Source organism: Roseomonas sp. CECT 9278 (assembly GCF_918698155.1).
Lineage (GTDB): Bacteria > Pseudomonadota > Alphaproteobacteria > Acetobacterales > Acetobacteraceae > Neoroseomonas.
Genome location: NZ_CAKKLX010000013.1, coordinates 36898 through 57043, shown reverse-complemented (window position 1 = coordinate 57043; position 20146 = coordinate 36898). Strand labels below are relative to the sequence as shown.

Genomic DNA, 20146 nt, shown 5'->3' with positions numbered 1-20146 from the left:
CCGAAATTCCCCCTACCGCTTGCGCACGAATTCGGTCCGCAGGACCAGGCCCTTGATGCCGTCGTAGCGGCAGTCGATCTCCTCGTCATTCTCCGTCAGGCGGATCGACCGGATGACGGTGCCCTGCTTCAGCGTCTGCCCCGCGCCCTTCACCTTCAGGTCCTTGATGACCGTCACGGAATCGCCGTCGGCGAGCGCGTTGCCGCTGGCATCGCGCACCACGCGCGCGGGCGCCGCCGCCGGCATCTCGCCGGCCGGGCGCCATTCGCCGGTCGCCTCGTCATAGACGTAGTCGTCGCTGCCGCTCATGCCGGCTGCGCCGCGGCGAGGTCGGCGAGGGGCAGCGTCGCGGCGCGTTCCAGCGCGCGGGCGCCCCGGAAGGCCATGTCGTCGCGATACAGCGCCGCCACCACCTGCACGGCGCGCGGCATGCCCTCGCCATCCAGCGCCACCGGCACCGAAATCGAAGGCTGGCGCGTCAGGTTGAAGGCGAAGGTCCAGGGCGCCCAGTCGCGCCACAGCGCCTGCTCCGGCTGCACCGTCGGCTGGTCGGCGGCGAAGGCGGCGGTCGGCGTGCAGGCGGTCAGCACCAGGTCGTAGCGCTGGTGGAAGCGCGCCATGGCGTGGGCGGCCTCCAGCCGCATCGCCTCGGCGGCCAGGTAGTCCACCGCCGACATCGCGCCATTGCGGCGCGCCACATCGACCATGCCGGCATCGAGCAGCGCCTGCTTCTCCTCCGGGATGGCGGCGAGCACGCGCGACAGCGCCACGCCCCAGACGCGCCCGAAGATGGCGCGCGTATCCGGCAGGCCGGGATCGGCTTCCTCGACGATCGCGCCCTGTTCCTGCAGCATCCGCGCCGCGCCATCGAGCACGGCGGCGCCATCGGCATCGAGCGGCGGTTCGAACCCCATCCGCCGCACCACCGCCACGCGCAGGCCGGCGACGCCATCCTCGATGCCGGCGCGCCAGTCGCGCGGATCGTCGGGCAGCGCATAGGGGTCGCGGATGTCGTGCCGCGCCATGGCGCCGAACATCAGCGCCGCATCGCGCACCGTGCGCGTCATCGGCCCCGCCACCGCCACATGCCCGAAGGCGCCGAGCGGCCATTGCGGGATGCGCCCGAAGGACGGCTTCACGCCCACCAGCCCGCAATAGGCGGCGGGGATGCGGATCGACCCGCCGGCATCCGTGCCGACATGCAGCGGCCCGAAGCAGGCCGCCCCCGCCGCGCCCGCGCCGGAACTCGACCCGCCCGGCGTGCGCTGCGGGTTCCAGGGGTTGCGCGTGATGCCGTGCAGCGGGCAGTCGCCGGGCGACTTCCAGCCGAATTCGGTCGTGGTCGTCTTGCCGATGATGACGGCACCCGATTCCTTCAGCCCCATCACCGCGGGTGCGTCCTCGGTGGCCGGCGTGGTGTCGGTGGTGCGCGACCCGCGGCGGGTCGGGAACCCCGCCATGTTGAGCAGGTCCTTCACCGTGGCGGGCACGCCATCCAGCGGGCCGATCGGGCGCCCGGCTGCCCAGCGCGCCTCGCTCTCGCCGGCTGCACGCAGCGCCTGCGGGTTCATGGCCGCGAAGGCATTGACCCAGGGGTTGTAGCGCGCAACGCGCTCCATCACGGATTTCAGTGCCTCCACCGGCGAAAGCCGTCGGCGGGCATACAGGCCGAGCAGCGTCTCGGCGGACATCAGGGCGGGATCGGTGTCGGGCATGGCCCATCTAGAGCAGATCCCGGTCGGAGGGAATCACCTGATCGGGTGAAGATGCCCGTGAAAACAACAAGCTACAGCGTGTGCCGCGCGCCGTGGCGATCGGTCCATGCGCCAGCGCCCGCGGTGCGCCGGCGCGGAGCGCTCGCCACCCCTCCGGCCGCGGCCGGCGCGGGAGATCGCGCGCCGCGCCGCGGGCCGGGGTGGCGTTCCGCGCGATCGGCTGCGGCAGGTGGCGTGCGCTCCCGGCTGCGTCCGCCACGGCCTGCACGGCGCCGGGGCTGCCGCAGGTCGCCATCCGCGCGGCAGCGACGCTGCAAGGGGAGGGGTCGCGGTATCGATCGCACCAGCCCGTGCAGGCGCGCGCCCGCGCCCGGTGCGGCTGCCAAGGCCGGAGCCCGCGCGACATGCCCGCCGCCCGCGCCGTTGACGGCGCGCAGGCCAGGGGTAGCGTGCCACGAGCCAACGCGGAGACCACCGATGAGCGATGCGAAGCCTTCCCCCTGGGACTGGAGCGAGCCGCAATGGCGCCACATCGTGGGCCGCGCGCGCGCCGGGCGGTCGCTGGCGCCGTCGACCTGGCCTGGCGGGGCGCGTTGCGCCGTCAGCCTGTCCTTCGACGCCGACCACGAGACCATCCCGCTGCGCGATTCCGACGAGAGCCCCATGCGGATCAGCCAGGGGCAATACGGCGCGCGGCAGGGCATCCCGCGCATCCGCGCGCTGTTGGCCCGCCATGGCGTCAAGGCGTCGTTCTTCTACCCGGCGGTCTCGGCGCTGCTGCACCCGGATGAAATCCGCGCGGTGGCCGATGAGGGCCACGAGATCGGCATCCATTCCTGGATCCACGAGGCGAACACGCAACTGCCGCCGGGTGTCGAGCGCGACCTGACCTTCCGCGCCGCCGACACGCTGGAACGCCTGTCCGGCCGCCGCCCCGTGGGCATCCGCACGGCATCCTGGGATTTCTCGGTCGACACCATGTCGATCATCCAGGAGCTCGGCCTGCTCTACGATTCGTCGCTGATGGCCGATGACGATCCCTACGAACTGGAAGTGCAGGGCGAGCCGACCGGCATCGTCGAGCTGCCGCCCGAATGGATCCGCGACGACGCGGTGTATTTCAACATGCTGCGCTTCTCGGGCCTGCGCCCCTACACGCCGCCCTCGGCGGTCGAGGAGATCTTTCGCGCCGAATTCGAAGGCGCGCTGGCCGAGGGCGGCCTGTTCCTGCTGACCATGCACCCGCACGTGATCGGCCACCGCAGCCGCATTGCGCTCCTCGATCGCCTTGTCACGCACATGAAGGGCACGCCCGGCGTGTGGTTCGGCACGCATGAGGAAGTGGCGCGCTGGTGCGCGCAGCAGGCGGGCATGACCCAGCGCGCCTGACGCACGCGAACTCCCTTCTTCGGATCGCGCCCATGCGCGATCCGGGAGCGCACGGCGCGACCGCGCCCAGACTGCCAGCCGCCGCCCGCGCCGCAGCGCATGGCGCGAAGGCAAGGGCCGCGGATGCGGCCCGCCCGCCGTCTGAGGGCCATCACGAAGACTCGGATCGCGCCCATGCGCGATCCGGGAGCGCACGGCGCGACCGCGCCCAGACTGCCAGCCGCCGCCCGCGCCGCAGCGCATGGCGCGAAGGCAAGGGCCGCGGATGCGGCCCGCCCGCCGTCTGAGGGCCATCACGAAGACTCGGATCGCGCCCATGCGCGATCCGGGAGCGCACGGCGCGACCGCGCCCAGACTGCCAGCCGCCGCCAGCGCCGCAGCGCATGGCGCGAAGGCAAGGGCCGCGGATGCGGCCCGCCCGCCGTCTGAGGGCAGAAAACTACGTCACGACGATGTTGAACTGCCGCGCCACCGCGGTCCATTCGCCGATCTGCTGGTTGATCAGCGCGGTGAAATCCGCCCCCAGCGGCGGCGGATTGCGCGGCAGGGTCTGCAGTTCCTCGAAGCGCACCATCAGGTCGGGGCGCGCGACGATCTGCGGCACCAGGGCCGACAGCCGCTCGACGATCGGCGCCGGCAGCCCCTTCGGCCCCGACAGCCCCAGCCACTGCGCCGAGGTCAGCTTCGGGAAGCCGAGCTCGGCAAAGGTCGGCACGTTCGGGAAGGCCGGCAGGCGCTGCGGCGTGGAGACCGCCAGTGCCCGCAGCACGCCGTCCTTCATCAGCTGCACATTGGTGGTGATCGGGTCGATGAAGGATTCGATCTGGTTCGCCATCAGGTCCTGCATCGCCGGCGCCGAGCCGCGATAGGGCACGTGGTCGAGGTTCGTCACGCCCGTCTCGCCGGTCAGCATGGCACCCAGCAGATGCGGCGCCGAGCCGATGCCCGACGACCCGTAGCGCACCGGCCGCGTGCGCGCCGCCGCGATGTACTGGTCGAGCGTCCGGAACGGCGATTCCGCCTTCACCAGCAGCACGTTCGGCGCTTCCACGAGCTGCCCGATATGCGTGAAGTCGTTGACCGGCTGGAAGGGCAGCGTGGGCATCGTGGCCGCCGAGAAGACATGCACCGAGGCATGGCTGACCAGCAGCGTGTAGCCATCGGCCGGCTGCTTCGCGACGAAGTCGGTGCCGATGACGCCGCCGGCGCCCGCACGGTTCTCGACCACCACGGTCTGCCCCAGCGACTGCGACAGGATCGGCGCCATCAGCCGGCTGATGGTGTCGACCAGCCCGCCCGGGGGAAACTGCGCGACCAGGCGGATCGACCCGCGGGATGGCCAGGCGGCTTGCGCCGAGGCGATGCCCGGCAGCGCGAGGGGGCCGACGGCGCCGGCTGCGGCGAGCCCAAGAAATGCGCGACGATTCATCGATCTGCTCCCTGTTCAGGCGCAAGGAGGATGGAAAGGTCGAAACGCGGGCAATCGCCGCCCGCGCCGGCCCCGTCTCCTGCGATGCCCAGGGTGTTCAGCAAACGCCGTGCCGCCGGCACGGCGACACGCCATCAGGCGGCGCGGAAGCCCCCGTCGGTCATGCCGAGCAGCGCGTGGCGCCATTCCGCCCCGCGATCCGCCGCCCGCAGCTCCAGCATCAGGCCCAGCACGCCGATCCCGGCGATGCGCGCGCGCAGCCGCAGCCCGCCACGGCGCGGCAGCACCAGGTCGACCTCCTGCCCCAGGTCGAGCCCACCGATCCCGGCCACGATCGCGCCCGCGGCGCCGGCCTCGCGCACCAGCCCGTCGCGCACGCGCCCGCCGGCGGATCGCAATGTGCAGGGTTCCGCCACCGGATGCAGCGGCTGCGCGACCGCGGCCGGCGCCTCGACCCCCGCGCCATGCCCGGCCGGTCCCCATCCGCGATCCATGCTGACCTGCCCTCCGACCCCGCCCTGGTGGCGGCGCCGTCGCAGGCTACGGGAGCGGCGTTAACGCGCGGCTTCCGCGCCGTCATCCGGCAGCAGGTCGCCGATCGCCTCGCGCCAGCGCGCCTGCTCCGCGCCCGCGCGGACCGCCAGGTGCACGCCGAGCAGGCTGACGCCACGCACCTGCGCCTGGAACATGTGGTCGGCGAAGCGCGCCAGGCGCAGCCGCACCTGGTCCCCCGCCAGCATCCCGCGCACCCCATGCACCATGCCGCCGCCCGCCGAGACATCGCGCAGCATGCCGTCATGCACATGCGATCCGATGAACACGGTGCAGGGCAGCTGGACCTCGATGCGCGGGCCTTCGCGGCGTTCGCCGAGCCCGTCGAGGATCACCGCCGCCGGGTCGCGACGACCCGCGCCGGCCGCCGCCGACCCGCCTTGCCCCGCCAGGGCCCCCGGCCCCGGAACGGTATCGGACATCCCGCCTCCGTTCTCGCGCGAGTCGAACGGTAGCGCAGCAGGGCGCCTGCGGGATACCAGCCTGATGCGGCCGGCGGCGGCCGCGTTACTCCGCCAGGGCGGCGCTCCAGGGGCTCATGGCGTCGGTGATGCCGTGGCGCGTGCCGTCGGGGGCGATGCGGATCAGGTTGGGGCAGGCGAAGTTCACCGGCAGGACCGCGTGCTCCACCTCGGTCACCGTCGCGTCCTTCGCCAGCGCGGCGAGGGTCTCGGCGCCCAGGCGGATATCGGCTGTCACACCCTCCGGCGCCGAGACATCGAGGCGCGGGTGATGCGCCGCCTGGTCCGGCGTCATGCCGAAATCCGCCACGTAGGACAGGGTCTGGAAGACCGAGGCCATGATGCGACGCCCGCCCGAGGCGCCGGCGGCGATCGAGGGCGTGTCGCCATCCCCGGCGATCACCGGGCACATGTTGGTCAGTGGCCGCTTGCCCGGCGCGAGCGCGTTCATCGCCTCGGGCCGCGGGTCGAACCACATGATGCCGTTGTTCATCAGCACGCCCGATCGCGGCAGCACGACGCGCGAGCCCATCGAGGACAGCAGCGTGGTGGTCATCGCCACCATCATCCCGTCCTTGTCGCAGACGGTCAGGTGGGTGGTGCAGGATTCCGCGGCCTTGGGTTCGGCGTCGCCCAGGCCCGCGAGGCGCTCCGCATAGGCCGCGCGCATCACGCGCGCGAGCTGCGCGTACCAGGCGGGGGAGGGCGCCGCGCCGCTGAAATCCGCGCTTCGCATGCCTTCCAGCACGCGCAGCAGGGTCGGCGCGGCGGTCAGGCCATTGGCCAGGAACAGCCGCTTGCCGCGCCATGCGGCTTCCAGCGCGGGGCGCACCAGCGCCGTGCAGCCCGCCAGGTCGGCGGCGTTGATCGGCGATCCCATGTCGCGGAAATCGGCCAGCAGCTGGCTGGCGATCTCGCCTTCGTAGAAGTCGCGCAGCCCTGCCGTGGCGAGCCGTTCGAGGGTCTGCGCCAGGTTGCCCTGGCGGAAGAAGCCGGGGCTGCCCTGGTAGGGGGCGACCGGCGGCAGGCCATTGGGCAGGTAGATGCGCGCGCTCTCGGCATACATCCGCAGCACGGATGCGCTGTTGGCGACCTTCAGCGTGGTGAACCAGTCCTGCGCCAGGCCGCGCTTGGCCAGCGCCACCGCCGGCTCCATCACGACCTTCAGCGGCAGCCGGCCATGGCGCGCGTGCAGCTCGGCATAGCCGGCGACCGAGGACGGGATGGCGAAGGACAGCGGGCCATGGACGTTGCGGTCCTCGAACACCTCCGGCCAGGTGAACAGGTCGTCCTTCATCTTGCCCGTCATCGGGAAGGCCGAGGGGTCGAGCGCATGCGGCGAGACCGGCCCGAAGTCGAAGGTCTGCGCCGGGATGCCCGGCCCCGCCACCTGGGTAAAGCCGATGCCGCCGAGACCGGAGTTCCAGGGTTCGACCACCGCCAGGGCGAAGGCGGTGGCGACCGCCGCATCCGCCGCGGTGCCGCCTTCGGCGAGGATGGCGATGCCGGCCTCGGCGGCGTCGCGCGCCTGGGAGGCGACCATGCCCCGCTTGCCGGTCGCGCCGGGCTTGGTCACCTGCCAGTGCTGCGTCACATGCGGGGGCGGTGTCCAGGCCATGGGGCGTTCCTTTCTTGGGTTCGGGGGGAAGCGTCGCGCCGGAGGCGCGCAGGGGCAAGGGGTGCCGGAGGCGCGCAGGGGCAAGGGGTGCCGGAGGCGCGCAGGGGCAAGGGGTGCCGGAGGCGCGCAGGGGCAAGGGGTGCCGGAGGCGCGCAGGGGCAAGGGGCGCCGGAGGCGCGCAGGGGCAAGGGGTGCCGGAGGCGCGCAGGGGCAAGGGGTGCCGGAGGCGCGCAGGGGCAAGGGGTGCCGGAGGCGCGCAGGGGCAAGGGGTGCCGGAGGCGCGCCGGGGCAAGGGCTGCCCGCGGTTTGCCCCCCGCCGCCTTTGCCCATAAGACACCCGCCGAGCCGCGCCCCGCCCCGCCGGGGGTGGACACGCCCGCCAGCGCGCCCAGCGGCGCAGACCATCAGCCGCGCGCCGTCCAGGCGCGACGCGACAGGAGAAATTGCCATGCCCGCATCCCAGGGCCTTGTCGTCGCGCCCGTGCTCCGGGCCTTCATGGAGACCGAGGCGCTGCCCGGCACCGGGGTCGAGCCCGCGCGCTTCTGGGCGGCGATGGAGAGCATCCTGCGCGACCTCGCCCCCGCGAACGCGGCGCTGCTGGCCAGGCGCGACGAGCTGCAGGCGAAGATCGACGCCTGGCACGGGGCGAATCCCGCCAAGCCCATCGACCTCGCGGCCTATACCGCCTTCCTCAAGGAGATCGGCTACCTGCTGCCCGAACCGGCCGAGGTGAAGGTCGGCACCGCGGATGTGGACGCCGAGATCGCGACGCTGGCCGGGCCGCAGCTGGTGGTGCCGGTCTCCAACGCGCGCTACGCGCTGAACGCGGCGAATGCGCGCTGGGGCAGCCTGTACGATGCGCTCTATGGCACCGACGCCATCCCGCAGGACGGCCCGCGCGCGAAGGGCTACGACCCGGCGCGCGGCGCGGCGGTGATCGCGAAGGCGCGCGCCGTGCTCGACAGCGCGGCGCCGCTGGCGCGCGGCAGCCACGCCGAGGCCACCGGCTACCGCCTGGACGGCGCGGCGCTGGTCGTCACGCTGAAGGACGGCGCGACCACCGGCCTCGCGAAGCCCGCGCAATGCGTCGGCTACCTGGGCGATGCCGCCGCGCCGACCGCGCTGCTGTTTGCCAACAACGGCCTGCATATCGAGGTGAAGTTCGACCGCACCCACCCGATCGGCAGGACCGATGCGGCCGGGATCAGCGACGTCGCGCTGGAATCCGCCCTCACCACCATCCAGGATTGCGAGGATTCCGTCGCCGCGGTCGATGCCGAGGACAAGGTCGATGTCTATCGCAACTGGCTCGGCCTGATGAAGGGCGACCTGACGGCGGAATTCGACAAGGGCGGCCAGACCATGGTGCGGCGGCTCAATCCCGACCGCGTGTTCCACAGGCCCGGCGGTGGCGAGGTCACGCTGCATGGCCGGTCGGTCATGCTGGTGCGCAATGTCGGCCACCACATGATGACCGATGCCGTGACGCTCGACGGCGCCGAGGTGCCCGAGACGGTGCTCGATGCGCTCTGCACGGTCGCGATCGCGCTGCACGACATCCGCGGCAAGCGGCTGAATTCGCGCGCCGGGTCCGTTTATATCGTGAAGCCGAAGATGCACGGGCCGGAGGAAGTGCGCTGGGCCGACACGCTGTTCGCGCGTGTCGAGGACGCGCTCGGCCTCAAGCGGTACACGCTCAAGATCGGCATCATGGACGAGGAACGGCGCACCACCGTCAACCTCAAGGCCTGCATCGCGGCGGTGAAGGACCGCGTGGTGTTCATCAACACCGGCTTCCTCGACCGCACGGGCGACGAGATCCACACATCGATGGAAGCCGGGCCGGTGGTGCGCAAGAACGACATGCGCGCGCTGCCCTGGATCAAGGCCTATGAGGACTGGAACGTCGACACCGGCCTGGCCTGCGGTCTGCGCGGCCGCGCGCAGATCGGCAAGGGCATGTGGGCGATGCCCGACATGATGGCCGCGATGCTCGACCAGAAGGTCGGCCACCCGAAGGCGGGGGCCAATACCGCCTGGGTGCCGTCGCCGACCGCCGCGACGCTGCATGCGCTGCACTACCACCAGGTCGATGTCGCGGCGCGGCAGGACGAACTGGCGACGGGCGGCCGCCGCGCGAAGCTCGACGACATCCTGACCGTGCCGCTCGCGCGCGACACCAACTGGTCGCCGGCCGACGTGCAGGCCGAGCTCGACAACAACGCGCAGGGCATCCTGGGCTATGTCGTGCGCTGGGTGGACCAGGGCGTGGGCTGTTCGAAGGTGCCCGACATCAACAATGTCGGCCTGATGGAAGACCGCGCGACGCTGCGGATCAGCGCGCAGCACATCGCGAACTGGCTGCGCCACGGCATCGTGACGCGCGACCAGGTGATGGAGACGCTGCAGCGCATGGCCGCGGTGGTGGACCGCCAGAATGCCGGCGATGCCGCCTATGTGGCGATGGCGCCGGGCTTCGACGGCCCGGCCTTCAAGGCGGCCTGCGACCTGGTCTTCGAAGGCACGTCGCAGCCCAATGGCTACACCGAATTCGTGCTGACGCGGCGCCGCCGGGAAGCCAAGGCGGCCTGACGGCGCGCCAGAGGCACCGCCCCGCACCCCCGCGCGAGCACCCGGGGGTGCCGTGGCGGGTGTGCGGGCCGGTGCCGGAATGCGGGGCTCAGCGCAGGCCGAGGAAGCCCAGGATGGCCAGCACGATGACCACGGCGCCGACGATGTAGACGATGCTGTTCATGTTCAATCCTCCGTTACAATCGCCGTAACGCGGCCGCGCCGGGATGGTTGCATCCCGTTTGCGATCGGGGCGCAGGGCGGCGCGGCCTTGCACGCCCGCGCGCTTCGCGCTTCAAGGCGCCCCCCTGTCGCTCCGCACGGTGCGCGCCCATCGCGCGTCACGGCGCGCCCCCGCCCCGGATCGCCGCCCCCATGCGCCCTGCCATCGGCCTCGACTTCGGCACGACCAACTCGGTCGCCGCGCTGCGTGGCGCCGATGGGGTCGTGCGCACGCTCGGCCTGCCGGGGCGCGAGGTGTTCCGCTCCGTGCTGTGCTTCTGGGCCGGCGCCGATGGACGCCCGCGCGACGCGGCCGGGCCGGCGGCGATCGAGGCCTATCTCGAATCCCCGCTCGACAGCCGGCTGATCATGTCGATGAAGTCGTACCTGGCGCAGCGCAGCTTCACCGAGACGCGCATCCTCGGCCGCGGCTTCGGGCTGGAGGCGCTGGTCGCGACCTTCCTGCGCCATTGGCTCGGCCCGCTGGCGCCGCAGATGGCGGGCGCGCGCATCGTCGTCGGGCGCCCCGTGCGCTTCGTGGGGGAGGCCGCCGACGACGCCTTCGGTGCGCAACGCCTGCGCGCCGCCTTCGCGCAGGCGGGCTTCGCCGATGTCACGCTGGCGCTGGAGCCGGCCGCGGCCGGGCATCGCTTCGCGCAGGGGCTGGATGCGCCGGCGACCGTCCTGGTCGCGGATTTCGGCGGCGGCACGTCGGACTTCTCGGTGCTGCGCTTCGAACCCGGGCCGCCGCGACGGGTCACCGCGCTGGGCCATGCGGGTGTCGGCATTGCCGGCGATGCCTTCGACTACCGCATCATCGACCACGTCGTCTCGCCGCGGCTGGGCAAGGGCAGCACGTATCGGGTGATGGGCGGCGACCCGCTGCCCGTGCCGGCGGCCTGGTATGCCGGCTTCGCGCGCTGGCACCAGCTGTCGATGATGCGCGCGCCGCGCACGCTGCGCGACATCGCGGAGGTCGCGCGCACCGCCGAGGACCCCGCCGCGCTGCACGACCTGGTGCGGCTGATCGAGGCCGATGCCGGCTATGCGCTGTATCGCGCGGTGTCCGGCGTGAAGGCGGCGCTGTCGACCCGCGGGGATGCGATGCTCGACTTCCGCCATGGCTGCTTCGCCCTGGCGGCGCCGGTCGCGCGCGCCGACTTCGAAGCCTGGATCGCGCCGGAACTCGCGCGCATCGGCGCCGCGGTGGATGCCGCTCTGGCCGATGCCGGGACCCTGCCGGATGCGGTGGACCGCGTCTTCCTCACGGGCGGGACATCGCTGGTGCCGGCGGTGCGGCGCATCTTCGAAGCGCGCTTCGGGCCCGCGCGCGTGGTGGCGGGCGGCGAATTCGTCTCGGTCGCCGAGGGCCTGGCGCTGATGGGCTGACGCGACGCATGGCCTTCCGCCGCGGCATCGGTGAAACTGCGCCCCAGGAAGGATAACGCCATGACCGAAGACACCCGCCTCGATCCCCCCAGCCTCGAAATCAGCGGCCGCCGCGCCACCATCCGCCTGCACCGCGCGCGCCACCGCAATCGCGTCGAGCCCGGCGACATCATCCGCCTGCTGGACTACTTCGACACCGTCGATGCCAATCGCGACCTGCGCGTGCTGGTGATGGCCGCATCCGGCCCCGCCTTCAGCGCCGGCTTCCACCTGGGCGGCTTCGCCGAGGACAAGGCGGAAGCGGCCAAGGCGCCCGGCTTCGACGTGATGGTGGACCGCTTCGAGAGGCTGCGCGTGCCCACCATCATGCGCCTGCAGGGCGGCGTGTATGGCGGGTCCACCGACCTCGCGCTGACCGCCGATTTCCGCGTGGGCGTGACGGGGATGGAGATGTTCATGCCCGCCGCGCGCCTGGGCGTGCACTATTATCCGGGCGGGCTGCGCCGCTACGTCTCGCGGCTTGGCCTCAACACCGCCAAGCGCCTGTTCCTGACGGCCGAGAAGCTTGGCGCGGAGGAATTGCTGCGCGTTGGATACCTCACGCATCTGGTCGAACCCGCCGCTCTCGACGCCACGGTGGATGCGCTGGCGACGACGCTCGAATCGATGGCGCCGCTGGCCGTGCAGGGCATCAAGCAGGCGCTGAACGAGATCGGCCACGGCATGCTCGATGTCGAGGCGTGCGACGAGCGCGCGCGCATCTGCAAGGACAGCGCGGATATCCAGGAAGGCCTGGCCGCCTTCCGCGAAAAGCGCGCGCCGGTGTTCCGCGGCGCCTGACCGCGCGCGCCACGGCCGCTCGCGCTGGCACCGGCGCGCTGCAGTGCCGCCGCATCATCGTTGTCGCGAGCATCTTCCCCCGATCGGATGGCGCCATCCGATCGGGGTCTGCGCTATTCCAGTCGCGCACCCTGCGGCTGCGCCATGCCGCGCCGCACCGCCGGGCGTGCGCCCACCGTCGCGAACCAGCGCGCGAGGTGCGGCGTGTCCTCGACCCGCCGCGCCGCCCAGGACGCCCGCGCCACCCAGGGATAGGCTGCGACATCGGCGACCGAATACGCCGCCCCGCCCAGGAACGGCACCGCGGCCAGGCGTTCGTCCAGCAGGCGATAGACCCGGTCCACCAGCGCCAGCGCATGGGCACGCGCCGCCGGCGGCTTCTCCGGCGCCAGCTCCGTCCAGTGATGCGCCTGGCCGGTATAGGGGCCGAGCGAGGTCAGCACGACCATCAGCCATGCCATGACCTCGGCCCGCCCGCGCGCATCGCCGGGCAGCAGCACGCCCCGGGTCTCCGCCAGGTGCAGCAGGATCGCGCCGCTCTCGAACAGCACCAGCGGCGGCGTGCCGTCCTGCGGGTCCTCGACCAGGATCGGCACCTTGCCATACGGATTCAGCGCCAGGATCTCGGGCGCGAACTGCTCGCGGCTGCGGATGTTCACGCCGCGCACCGCGTAGTCGAGGCCGCATTCCTCCAGCATCACGGTGACGCGGTTCGAATTGGGCGTGGCCCAGCCGTAGAAGGTGCGTCGCATGGGCGTCAATCGATGCGCGCGCCGGAAGCCCGCACCACCTCGGCCCATTTCGCGATCTCCTCGCGGATGAAGGCTTCGAAGGCCGCCGGCGTCGTGCCGCCATCCGCCGTCAGGTTCGGCGGATCGGCGCCGAGATCCGCCAGCCTGGCGCGCACCGCCGGCTCCTTGCTGATGGCGTCCAGTTCCGCGCCCAGCCGGTCGATGATCGGCCGCGGCGTGCGGGCAGGGGCCTGCATGCCGAACCAGGCGGTCGCCTCGAAGCCCGGCGCCACCGTCTCGGCCAGCGTCGGCACCTCGGGCAGCACCGACGATCGCACATGCCCGGTCACGGCCAGCGGCCGCAGCCGCCCGTCGCGGATATGCCCGATGCAGGACGGCAGGTTGTCGACCGAACATTCCAGCCGCCCGGCCACCGCCTCGATCAGCATGGGGCCGGCGCCACGGAAGGGCACATGCGTGATCTGCAGCCCGCCGGCGCGCAGCTTGAACATCTCCATCGACATGTGCGGCGACCCGCCATTGCCGGCGCTGCCGTAGTTCAGCGCGCCGGGCCGCGCCTTCGCCGCCTCCACCAGCTCCTGGATCGTGCGGATCGGCTGCGAGGGATGCACCATGATCACGTTGGGCACGCGCAGGTACAGCCCGACCGCGGCGAGGTCCTCCGGCTTGTAGGGCATGCGCGCGCCGAACAGCGCGTAGTTGATGGCGGCGGGAGACACCGCCGTGGTCAGCACGGTGTAGCCATCGGGTGCCGCGCGCGCGACCGCCTCGGCGCCGATATTGCCGGTGGCGCCGCCGCGGTTCTCGACCGGCACGGGCTGGCCGATGCGGCTTTGCAGCCGTTCGGCATAGATGCGCCCCGCGATGTCGGTGGTGCCACCCGGCGGGAAGTTCACGATCATGCGGATCGGGCGCGCGGGAAACGGCCCGTCCTGCGCCAGCGCGGGCAGCGGCAGGGCGGCGAGCGCGCCGGCGATCAGCGGGCGGCGGGCGATGGGCATCTGTGTTCCTCCTGGGCCGGGGTTCTGCGCGACCCTTGCGGCGGGCCATCCCGGCGGCGGCCCGCATCCCTTATGCCGCGCCGCGCGCCGGTTGTCGCGGCCATGGCGGCTTGTATGCTTGCCCCTGGCACGCTGCAGGGGGGGGGGGGATTCATGTCGACAGCATCGGCGCCCGGTCCCGACCAGCGCGACCCACCCGCGGCCGCGCCGCGCTTCGCCGGGGATGCCGACGTCCCGCCGCCGCGCCAGCGGCCCCCGGCGCTGCGGCTGCTGGCGATCGGCGTGCTGTCCATCATCGTCTCCGCCCTGCTGTTGCGCGCCGTGGTGGAAGTGGTGCGCTGGGCGGCCGAGCCCTGACGTCGCACTCGCACACGAGAATCCTGAAAAGCGAAACATTCGCAAAATTCCGGTGACATCACGCACCGTGAGTTCTACCTTGGCGCGATGTTGCTGGCGTCTTGGCGCGTGTGCGGCGGTCATCCGCCCGTTCCGCGCCGCCAGCCGGCCCGTCGCGTTGCAGCCGTGGCGGGCCGAGGGGGGGCAGGAGGTTACCCATGGTTGCATCGACCATGACGTCGCCCGCGGTGGCGCCCGCGCCAGCCATGCCAGCCGCCGCGCCGGCGCCGCCGCAGCAGGCCGCATCAAACCCGATCGCCGGCATCGCGACCGCGGCGCTGCTGTCGCTGCCGATCTGGGGCCTAGTCTACCTGGCGGCGTGCCTGGTCACCAGCTGACGGGGCGCGCTACTCCACGCGGATATTGGCGCGGGTCACCACGTCGGCCCATTTCGCGACCTCGGCGCGCAGGAAGGCGGCGAAGGCCTCCGGCGTGGTGCCGCCATCCGGGGTCAGCCCCGGCGCATCGGCGCCCAGCGCCGCCAGGCGCGCGCGGAAGGCCGCATCCAGCGCGATGGCGTTGAGCTCGGTGCCGAGCCGCTGCACCACCGGCGCGGGCGTCGCCGCCGGCGCCAGCAGGCCGAACCAGGCCGTCGCCTCGAAGCCGGGCTGGCCCTGCTCGGCAATGGTCGGCACGTTCGGCATCGATGCATTGCGCGCCGCGCTGGTCACGCCGATGGCGCGGATCTGCCCGTCGCGGATGAACGGCAGGGCGGAGGGGATGTTGTCCATCCCGATCTCGATGCGCTGCGCCACCATCTCGGTCAGCATCGGTGCCGACCCGCGATAGGGCACGTGCGTGATGTCGATGCCGGTCGCCAGGCGCAGCTGCTCCACCACCACATGCGGCGAGGTCGCGATGCCCGCCGTGCCGTAGTTGATCGCACCGGGCCGCGCACGCGCCGCCTGCACGAGGTCCGCCACCGACCGGATGGCGGTGTTGTTCGCCGCCATCAGCACATTCGGCACGCGCGTCATCAGCGCGACGGCGGCCAGGTCCTCGGGCCTGTAGGGCATGCGTTCGCGGAACACCGCGAAGTTGATCGCGCCGGTGCCGATCGTGGTCAGCAGCAGCGTATGCCCGTCGGGCTCGCTGCGCGCGACGAACTCCGCACCGACATTGCCCGAGGCACCGGGGCGGTTGTCGACCACCACCTGGTGGCTGAGCCGCCGGCCCAGCATCTCCGCCGTCAACCGCCCGACCAGGTCGGTCGTGCCGGCCGGCGTGAACGGGATGACGATGCGGATCGGGCGCGACGGGAAGGCCTGCGCCAAGGCCGGGCGCGCCAAGACCAACAAGGGTGTCGCGAACAACCCGCGGCGGTCGAACCTCATGACGCTTCCCTCCATCCCGGATCAGGGCGCACAGCCCCGTTGGCCACGACCCTACGGGCCGGTCCGCGACCGGTCCATGCCCGCGACAGGGCGGTGGCAGAAGTGGGGGGCCAGCCCCCCGGACCCCCCGCTGGGAGGCGACCGCCTCCCAGACCCGGGGTCAAAGGGCTGGTGGGGAGGAGGGGCATGGCGCACCCTGCCCACCGGTACCACCGACAAGTCCCTCCTCCCCACCAGCCCTTCTGTTTCCGCGGGTCCGGGGGCACGTATGCCCCCGGCGGGTGGGTCCGGGAGGGCAGAGCCCTCCCGCCTCCGCCCTCCGCGGTCAGTCGACCGTGATGTTCCCGCGGCGGACCACCTCGGCCCATTTCACGATTTCCGCGTCGATGAAGGCCTGGAAGGTGGCTGGCGTGGACAGCCCGTCCGGCGTCAGGCCCGGCTTCTGGCCGCCGAGGTCCTCGATCCTGGACCACACCGCCGGATCGGCCAGCGATGCGTTGATGGCGCCGGCCAGCCGGTCGATGATCGGCTGTGGCGTGCGCGCGGGCGCGGTCACGCCGAACCAGGCGGTCGCTTCCACCGCCGGGAAGCCTGCTTCGGCGCAGGTCGGCACGTCGGGCAGCGCGGCGCTGCGCGTGGCGGTCGTGACCGCCAGCGGCCGCAGACGTCCCTCGCGCAGGTGGCCGATCACCGAGGGCAGGTTGTCCACGCCGACCTCGACGCGACCGGCGATGATTTCCTGCAGCATCGGCCCGGCGCCGCGGAACGGCACGTGGGTCATGTCGATGCCCGCGGCCTGCTTCAGCAACTCGCCGGTCATGTGCAACGAGGTGCCGACGCCGGAGGAGCCGATATTGAGCCGCCCGGGCCGTGCCTTCGCGTAGTCCACCAATTCGCGCAGCGTGCGCACCGGCAGCGCGTTGGTGACGTAGATCGCGTTGGGCACCTTCACGACCAGCGCCACGGCGCTCATGGCGTCGGGCCGGTGCGGCATGCGTTCGCGGTACAGCCCGTGGTTGATCGCGCCGCTGCTCACGGTCTGCATCAGCACCGTGTAGCCATCGGGGTCTGCCTTCGCGACGACATCGGCGCCGACATTGCCGCCGGACCCGCCGGGGCGGTTCTCGACCACCACCGATTGGCCCAGGCGCGTGCTCAGCGGTTCCAGCAGCACGCGCGCCGCGAGGTCGGTGGTGCCGCCCGGCGGGAAGCCGACCACCAGGCGGATGGGGCGCGCCGGCCAGGCCTGGGCGACGGCGGGCGTGGCGAGGCTGGCGGCGGCGATTCCGCTGAGCAGGGCGCGGCGTTCGATCATTGGTTGTTTCTCCCCGGCGCCCGCGGTGGCGGGCATGGTCACGTTGGCACTGGCAAACTGGCCTCTCGGCGCTGCGGGATCAACCGGCGGCGCGGCGATACCGCCCTGGCGCGAAACGCACTAGCATCCGCGACGTGACTGGGGTTGTCGCGTTCAGGGGGCGCGCGCGCATGGGGTTCCTGAGACTGTACTGGCGCGTCCTGTGGATGCTCGGCAGCGACCGGCCGATGGCGCTCGGCCTGGTCATCGCGGCGCTTGGCCTGGCGGGGCTGCAGTTCCTCGAACCCGTGCTGTTCGGGCGGGTGGTCGACCTGCTCGCGCGGTCCGAGCGGATGGAACCGGCGGCGTTGTGGACCGAGGCGACGCAGCTCCTGGTGGTCTGGGGCATGGTGGGGCTGGCGGGCATCGCGGGCAATGTCGCGGTCGGGCTGTTCGCCGACCGCATGGCGCACCGCAACCGGCTGCGCATCATGCACGACTATTTCCAGCATGTGCTGGCGCTGCCGCTGTCCTTCCATGGCGACACGCAGTCGGGCCGGCTGATGAAGGTCATGCTGGTCGGCACCGACAACCTGTTCGGCCTGTGGCTCGGCTTCTTCCGCGAACACGTCATCACCTTCGTCTCGCTAGTCGTGCTGCTGCCGCTGACCATGGCGATGAACTGGCGGCTGGGGCTGCTGCTGGTGGCGCTGGTGGTGATCTTCGCGGTGGTCTCCACGCTGGTGATCCGCCGCACCCAGGAAGCCCAGGCGAAGGTCGAGGCGTTCCATTCGCGGCTTGCCGGCAATGCCCAGGACGCGCTGTCCAACGTGGTGGTGGTGCAGTCCTTCACGCGCCTGAATTCCGAGGCGCGGCTGTTCGGCGACATCATCCGCCAGGTGCTCGACCACCAGTTCCCGGTGCTGAACTGGTGGGCGATCGTGTCGGTGCTCACGCGCGCGGCCAGCACGATCTGCGTCATCGCCATCTTCGTCTACGGCACCGTGCTGCATGTGCGCGGCCTGGCGACGGTCGGCGAGATCGTGTCCTTCATGGGCTTCGCCACGCTGCTGATCGGGCGCATGGAAGGCGCGGTCGGCTTCGTCTCCCACATGGTGTTCGTGCAGCCGCGCATCGCCGAGCTGTTCGGCGTGCTGGACGCGCGCTCCAGCGTGCCCGAGGCGCCGGACGCGCAGGACATCGGCCGCGCGACCGGCGAGGTCGCCTTCGATGCGGTCGGCTTCGCCTATCCCGCGGGCCCGCCCATCCTGCGCGACGTGTCCTTCACCGCGCGGCCTGGCCAGACCATCGCGCTGGTCGGCCAGACCGGGGCGGGCAAGTCCACCGCCATGGCGCTGCTGCAGCGGCTGTGGGACCCCTCGGAGGGCCGCATCACGCTGGATGGCCACGACCTGCGCGCGCTCTCGCTGGAATCGCTGCGCGCCAATATCGGCGTAGTGTTCCAGGAATCGATGCTGTTCAGCCGCACCATCCGCGAGAACCTGCTGGTCGGCCGCCCCGACGCCACGCAGGAGGAGATCGAGACCGCCTGCCGCGAGGCCCAGGCGCATGACTTCATCACCCGCCAGCCGCAGGGCTACGACACGGTGGTGGGCGAACGCGGGTCGAACCTGTCGGGCGGCCAGCGCCAGCGCCTGGCGATCGCGCGCGCGCTCATCAAGAACCCGCCGGTGCTGATCCTGGACGAGGCGACCTCGGCGCTCGATGCCGCGACGGAAGCGCGCGTGCAGAAGGCGCTGGCGGCGCTGATGGCGGGGCGCACCACCTTCATCATCGCGCACCGCCTGTCCACCGTGCGCGAGGCCGACGAGATCCTGGTCTTCGAAGGCGGGCGGGTGGCCGAACGCGGCCCCTTCGCCACGCTGGTCGCGCAGGATGGCCGCTTCGCGGAACTGGTGCGCACGCAGCTGGCTGGCGGGGCGGCGGCGCCGGCGCATTGATGTCGCGCCGCATCGATCGGTCCTGGGTGGTGCTCGCCAGCCTCGAAGACGCCGAGGCGATGCGCTGCGTCGATGTCTTCCGCCGCACCGACGGCAGCTTCGGCTTCGAGGAATTCCGCCGCGATGTCGAGGATCGCGGGACCTGGACCCCGGTGCAGTACTTCTCCACGCAGTCGTTTGCCACGCAGGACGCGGCGCTGGCGGCGGCGCACCGCGCCGTGCGCTGGCTGGCGGAACGTCACTGATCCGCGACCAGGCGCGCTTCTTCCTTGCATCGCGCGCGGCGATCCTGGCACGCTCGCGCCCTGGTTGCGTCGACCGGGAATGCCGGACCCCTCGCGTCGCTGCTGTGCCCCGGCCTTGTCCCGGTCGCGCCCCGCAGGCCCCCCGGCCTGCGCCACGAAGGAGGGAACGGGCATGACCATCGGTGCGATCCTGCGCGACAAGGGCGGCGACGTCTTCACGGTCGGACCTGGCGAGGACGCCACCGCGATCGCGCAGGCGCTCGCGCAGCACCGCATCGGTGCCGCGCTGGTGCGCGACAACCAGGGCAATATCCTCGGCATCGTCAGCGAGCGCGACATCGTCCGCGCGGTGGCGCGCGAAGGCGCCGCCGCGCTGTCGCGCACGGCGCGCGACCTGATGACGGCCGACCTCATTACAGTGCGCGGCGAAACCCAGGTCTCCGATGCGCTGGGCGTGATGACCAACCACCGCTGCCGCCATCTGCCGGTGATGGAGGATGGCCGGCTGACCGGCATGGTCTCGATCGGCGACCTGGTGAAGGCGCGCATCGCCGAGGCCGAGCGGGAAGCCGAGAACCTGCGCGCCTTCGTGACGGCGGCGTAGTTTTACGCCCTCAAGCGCCGGGCGCGATCCGTCTTTTTTTGCCCTCAAGCGCCGGGCGCGGCCTCCGGCCGCTTGGCTGCGCGCCGTGCACTGGCGCGCCGGGCGCGGCGGGCAGGTTGGGCGCGGTCGCGCTTTGCGCTCCCGGATCGCTGCGCGATCCGTCTTTTTTTGCCCTCAAGCGCCGGGCGCGGCCTCCGGCCGCTTGGCTGCGCGCCGTGCACTGGTGCGCCGGGCGCGGCGGGCAGGTTGGGCGCGGTCGCGCTTTGCGCTCCCGGATCGCTGCGCGATCCGATTGTTTGGCCGTCACGCGCCTGCGCCTGCCACCCCATCGCCGCGCGGCGCCGGCCATGCAACCTTGCCCGCAACCCCATC

General features: G+C 72.2%; 20 protein-coding genes. 9 read left to right on the top strand and 11 right to left on the bottom strand.

Features of this window, described 5'->3' with window-relative positions:
- Positions 1-12: 12 nt before the first annotated feature.
- Entirely contained in the window at positions 13-309 is a 297-nt protein-coding gene (locus tag LQ222_RS10955; RefSeq protein ID WP_230166410.1) for an alkylphosphonate utilization protein, read from the bottom strand.
- Complete coding sequence (locus LQ222_RS10950; protein WP_230166409.1) at positions 306-1715, bottom strand: amidase; 1410 nt, start codon at positions 1713-1715, stop codon at positions 306-308. Before LQ222_RS10950 ends, LQ222_RS10955 begins: the two co-directional genes overlap by 4 nt.
- Before the next feature lie 477 nt (positions 1716-2192).
- Between LQ222_RS10950 and LQ222_RS10945 the strand changes: the two genes are divergently transcribed.
- Positions 2193-3104 (top strand): polysaccharide deacetylase, encoded by a 912-nt coding sequence (locus LQ222_RS10945; protein WP_230166408.1) that lies wholly within the window; start codon positions 2193-2195, stop codon positions 3102-3104.
- Between the two features lie 439 nt (positions 3105-3543).
- On the opposite strand, the gene LQ222_RS10940 is transcribed toward LQ222_RS10945, so the two are convergent.
- The 4 genes from LQ222_RS10940 to LQ222_RS10925 form a co-directional block, all read right to left on the bottom strand.
- On the bottom strand, positions 3544-4533 hold the full coding sequence (locus tag LQ222_RS10940; RefSeq protein WP_230166406.1) for a tripartite tricarboxylate transporter substrate binding protein: 990 nt from the start codon (positions 4531-4533) through the stop codon (positions 3544-3546).
- A gap of 134 nt (positions 4534-4667) precedes the next feature.
- Positions 4668-5027 (bottom strand): hypothetical protein, encoded by a 360-nt coding sequence (locus LQ222_RS10935; RefSeq protein WP_230166405.1) that lies wholly within the window; start codon positions 5025-5027, stop codon positions 4668-4670.
- 60 nt (positions 5028-5087) lie between these two features.
- Positions 5088-5507 carry a PilZ domain-containing protein gene (locus LQ222_RS10930; protein ID WP_230166404.1) on the bottom strand — a complete coding sequence of 140 codons (420 nt, stop codon included), beginning with the start codon at positions 5505-5507 and terminating at the stop codon, positions 5088-5090.
- An 85-nt stretch (positions 5508-5592) separates the two neighbouring features.
- Positions 5593-7164, bottom strand: coding sequence for a gamma-glutamyltransferase (locus LQ222_RS10925; protein ID WP_230166403.1), 1572 nt, complete (start codon positions 7162-7164; stop codon positions 5593-5595).
- Positions 7165-7612: 448 nt separating this feature from the next.
- Here LQ222_RS10925 and LQ222_RS10920 point away from each other — a divergent pair, with 448 nt between their 5' ends.
- Positions 7613-9757 (top strand): malate synthase G, encoded by a 2145-nt coding sequence (locus LQ222_RS10920; protein ID WP_230166402.1) that lies wholly within the window; start codon positions 7613-7615, stop codon positions 9755-9757.
- An 88-nt stretch (positions 9758-9845) separates the two neighbouring features.
- Here the strand turns inward: LQ222_RS10920 and LQ222_RS10915 are convergent, their stop codons facing one another.
- Positions 9846-10013 (bottom strand): hypothetical protein, encoded by a 168-nt coding sequence (locus tag LQ222_RS10915; RefSeq protein WP_230166401.1) that lies wholly within the window; start codon positions 10011-10013, stop codon positions 9846-9848.
- 98 nt (positions 10014-10111) lie between these two features.
- Between LQ222_RS10915 and LQ222_RS10910 the strand changes: the two genes are divergently transcribed.
- A complete protein-coding gene (locus LQ222_RS10910) occupies positions 10112-11347 on the top strand; it encodes an Hsp70 family protein (RefSeq protein ID WP_230166400.1) in 1236 nt (411 codons plus the stop codon).
- A gap of 60 nt (positions 11348-11407) precedes the next feature.
- On the top strand, positions 11408-12187 hold the full coding sequence (locus LQ222_RS10905; protein ID WP_230166399.1) for an enoyl-CoA hydratase/isomerase family protein: 780 nt from the start codon (positions 11408-11410) through the stop codon (positions 12185-12187).
- 113 nt (positions 12188-12300) lie between these two features.
- Here LQ222_RS10905 and LQ222_RS10900 read toward each other — a convergent pair whose 3' ends face one another.
- Positions 12301-12939, bottom strand: a complete 639-nt coding sequence (locus tag LQ222_RS10900) for a glutathione S-transferase family protein (RefSeq protein WP_230166398.1) — start codon at positions 12937-12939, stop codon at positions 12301-12303.
- Between the two features lie 5 nt (positions 12940-12944).
- A complete protein-coding gene (locus tag LQ222_RS10895) occupies positions 12945-13940 on the bottom strand; it encodes a tripartite tricarboxylate transporter substrate binding protein (protein ID WP_230166396.1) in 996 nt (331 codons plus the stop codon).
- 153 nt (positions 13941-14093) lie between these two features.
- Between LQ222_RS10895 and LQ222_RS10890 the strand changes: the two genes are divergently transcribed.
- Both LQ222_RS10890 and LQ222_RS10885 read left to right on the top strand, forming a co-directional pair.
- The gene (locus LQ222_RS10890) at positions 14094-14297 is read left to right on the top strand and encodes a hypothetical protein (RefSeq protein ID WP_230166395.1); all 204 of its coding nucleotides are present in this window, start codon (positions 14094-14096) and stop codon (positions 14295-14297) included.
- A 197-nt stretch (positions 14298-14494) separates the two neighbouring features.
- Positions 14495-14674 carry a hypothetical protein gene (locus LQ222_RS10885; protein WP_230166394.1) on the top strand — a complete coding sequence of 60 codons (180 nt, stop codon included), beginning with the start codon at positions 14495-14497 and terminating at the stop codon, positions 14672-14674.
- A 9-nt stretch (positions 14675-14683) separates the two neighbouring features.
- Here LQ222_RS10885 and LQ222_RS10880 read toward each other — a convergent pair whose 3' ends face one another.
- Together LQ222_RS10880 and LQ222_RS10875 are read right to left on the bottom strand one after the other, a co-directional pair.
- Positions 14684-15670 carry a tripartite tricarboxylate transporter substrate binding protein gene (locus LQ222_RS10880; protein ID WP_230166393.1) on the bottom strand — a complete coding sequence of 329 codons (987 nt, stop codon included), beginning with the start codon at positions 15668-15670 and terminating at the stop codon, positions 14684-14686.
- Positions 15671-15995: 325 nt separating this feature from the next.
- The gene (locus LQ222_RS10875) at positions 15996-16985 is read right to left on the bottom strand and encodes a tripartite tricarboxylate transporter substrate binding protein (protein ID WP_230166392.1); all 990 of its coding nucleotides are present in this window, start codon (positions 16983-16985) and stop codon (positions 15996-15998) included.
- A gap of 170 nt (positions 16986-17155) precedes the next feature.
- On the opposite strand from LQ222_RS10875, the gene LQ222_RS10870 reads away from it, so the two are divergent.
- The 3 genes from LQ222_RS10870 to LQ222_RS10860 all read left to right on the top strand — a co-directional run bounded on the left by LQ222_RS10870 (position 17156) and on the right by LQ222_RS10860 (position 19774).
- Entirely contained in the window at positions 17156-18925 is a 1770-nt protein-coding gene (locus LQ222_RS10870) for a glucan ABC transporter ATP-binding protein/ permease (RefSeq protein WP_230166391.1), read from the top strand.
- Positions 18925-19170 carry a hypothetical protein gene (locus tag LQ222_RS10865; protein WP_230166390.1) on the top strand — a complete coding sequence of 82 codons (246 nt, stop codon included), beginning with the start codon at positions 18925-18927 and terminating at the stop codon, positions 19168-19170. The genes LQ222_RS10870 and LQ222_RS10865 overlap by 1 nt, the downstream gene beginning before the upstream one ends.
- Positions 19171-19342: 172 nt before the next feature.
- The gene (locus LQ222_RS10860) at positions 19343-19774 is read left to right on the top strand and encodes a CBS domain-containing protein (RefSeq protein ID WP_230166389.1); all 432 of its coding nucleotides are present in this window, start codon (positions 19343-19345) and stop codon (positions 19772-19774) included.
- The last annotated feature ends 372 nt before the right edge of the window (positions 19775-20146 follow it).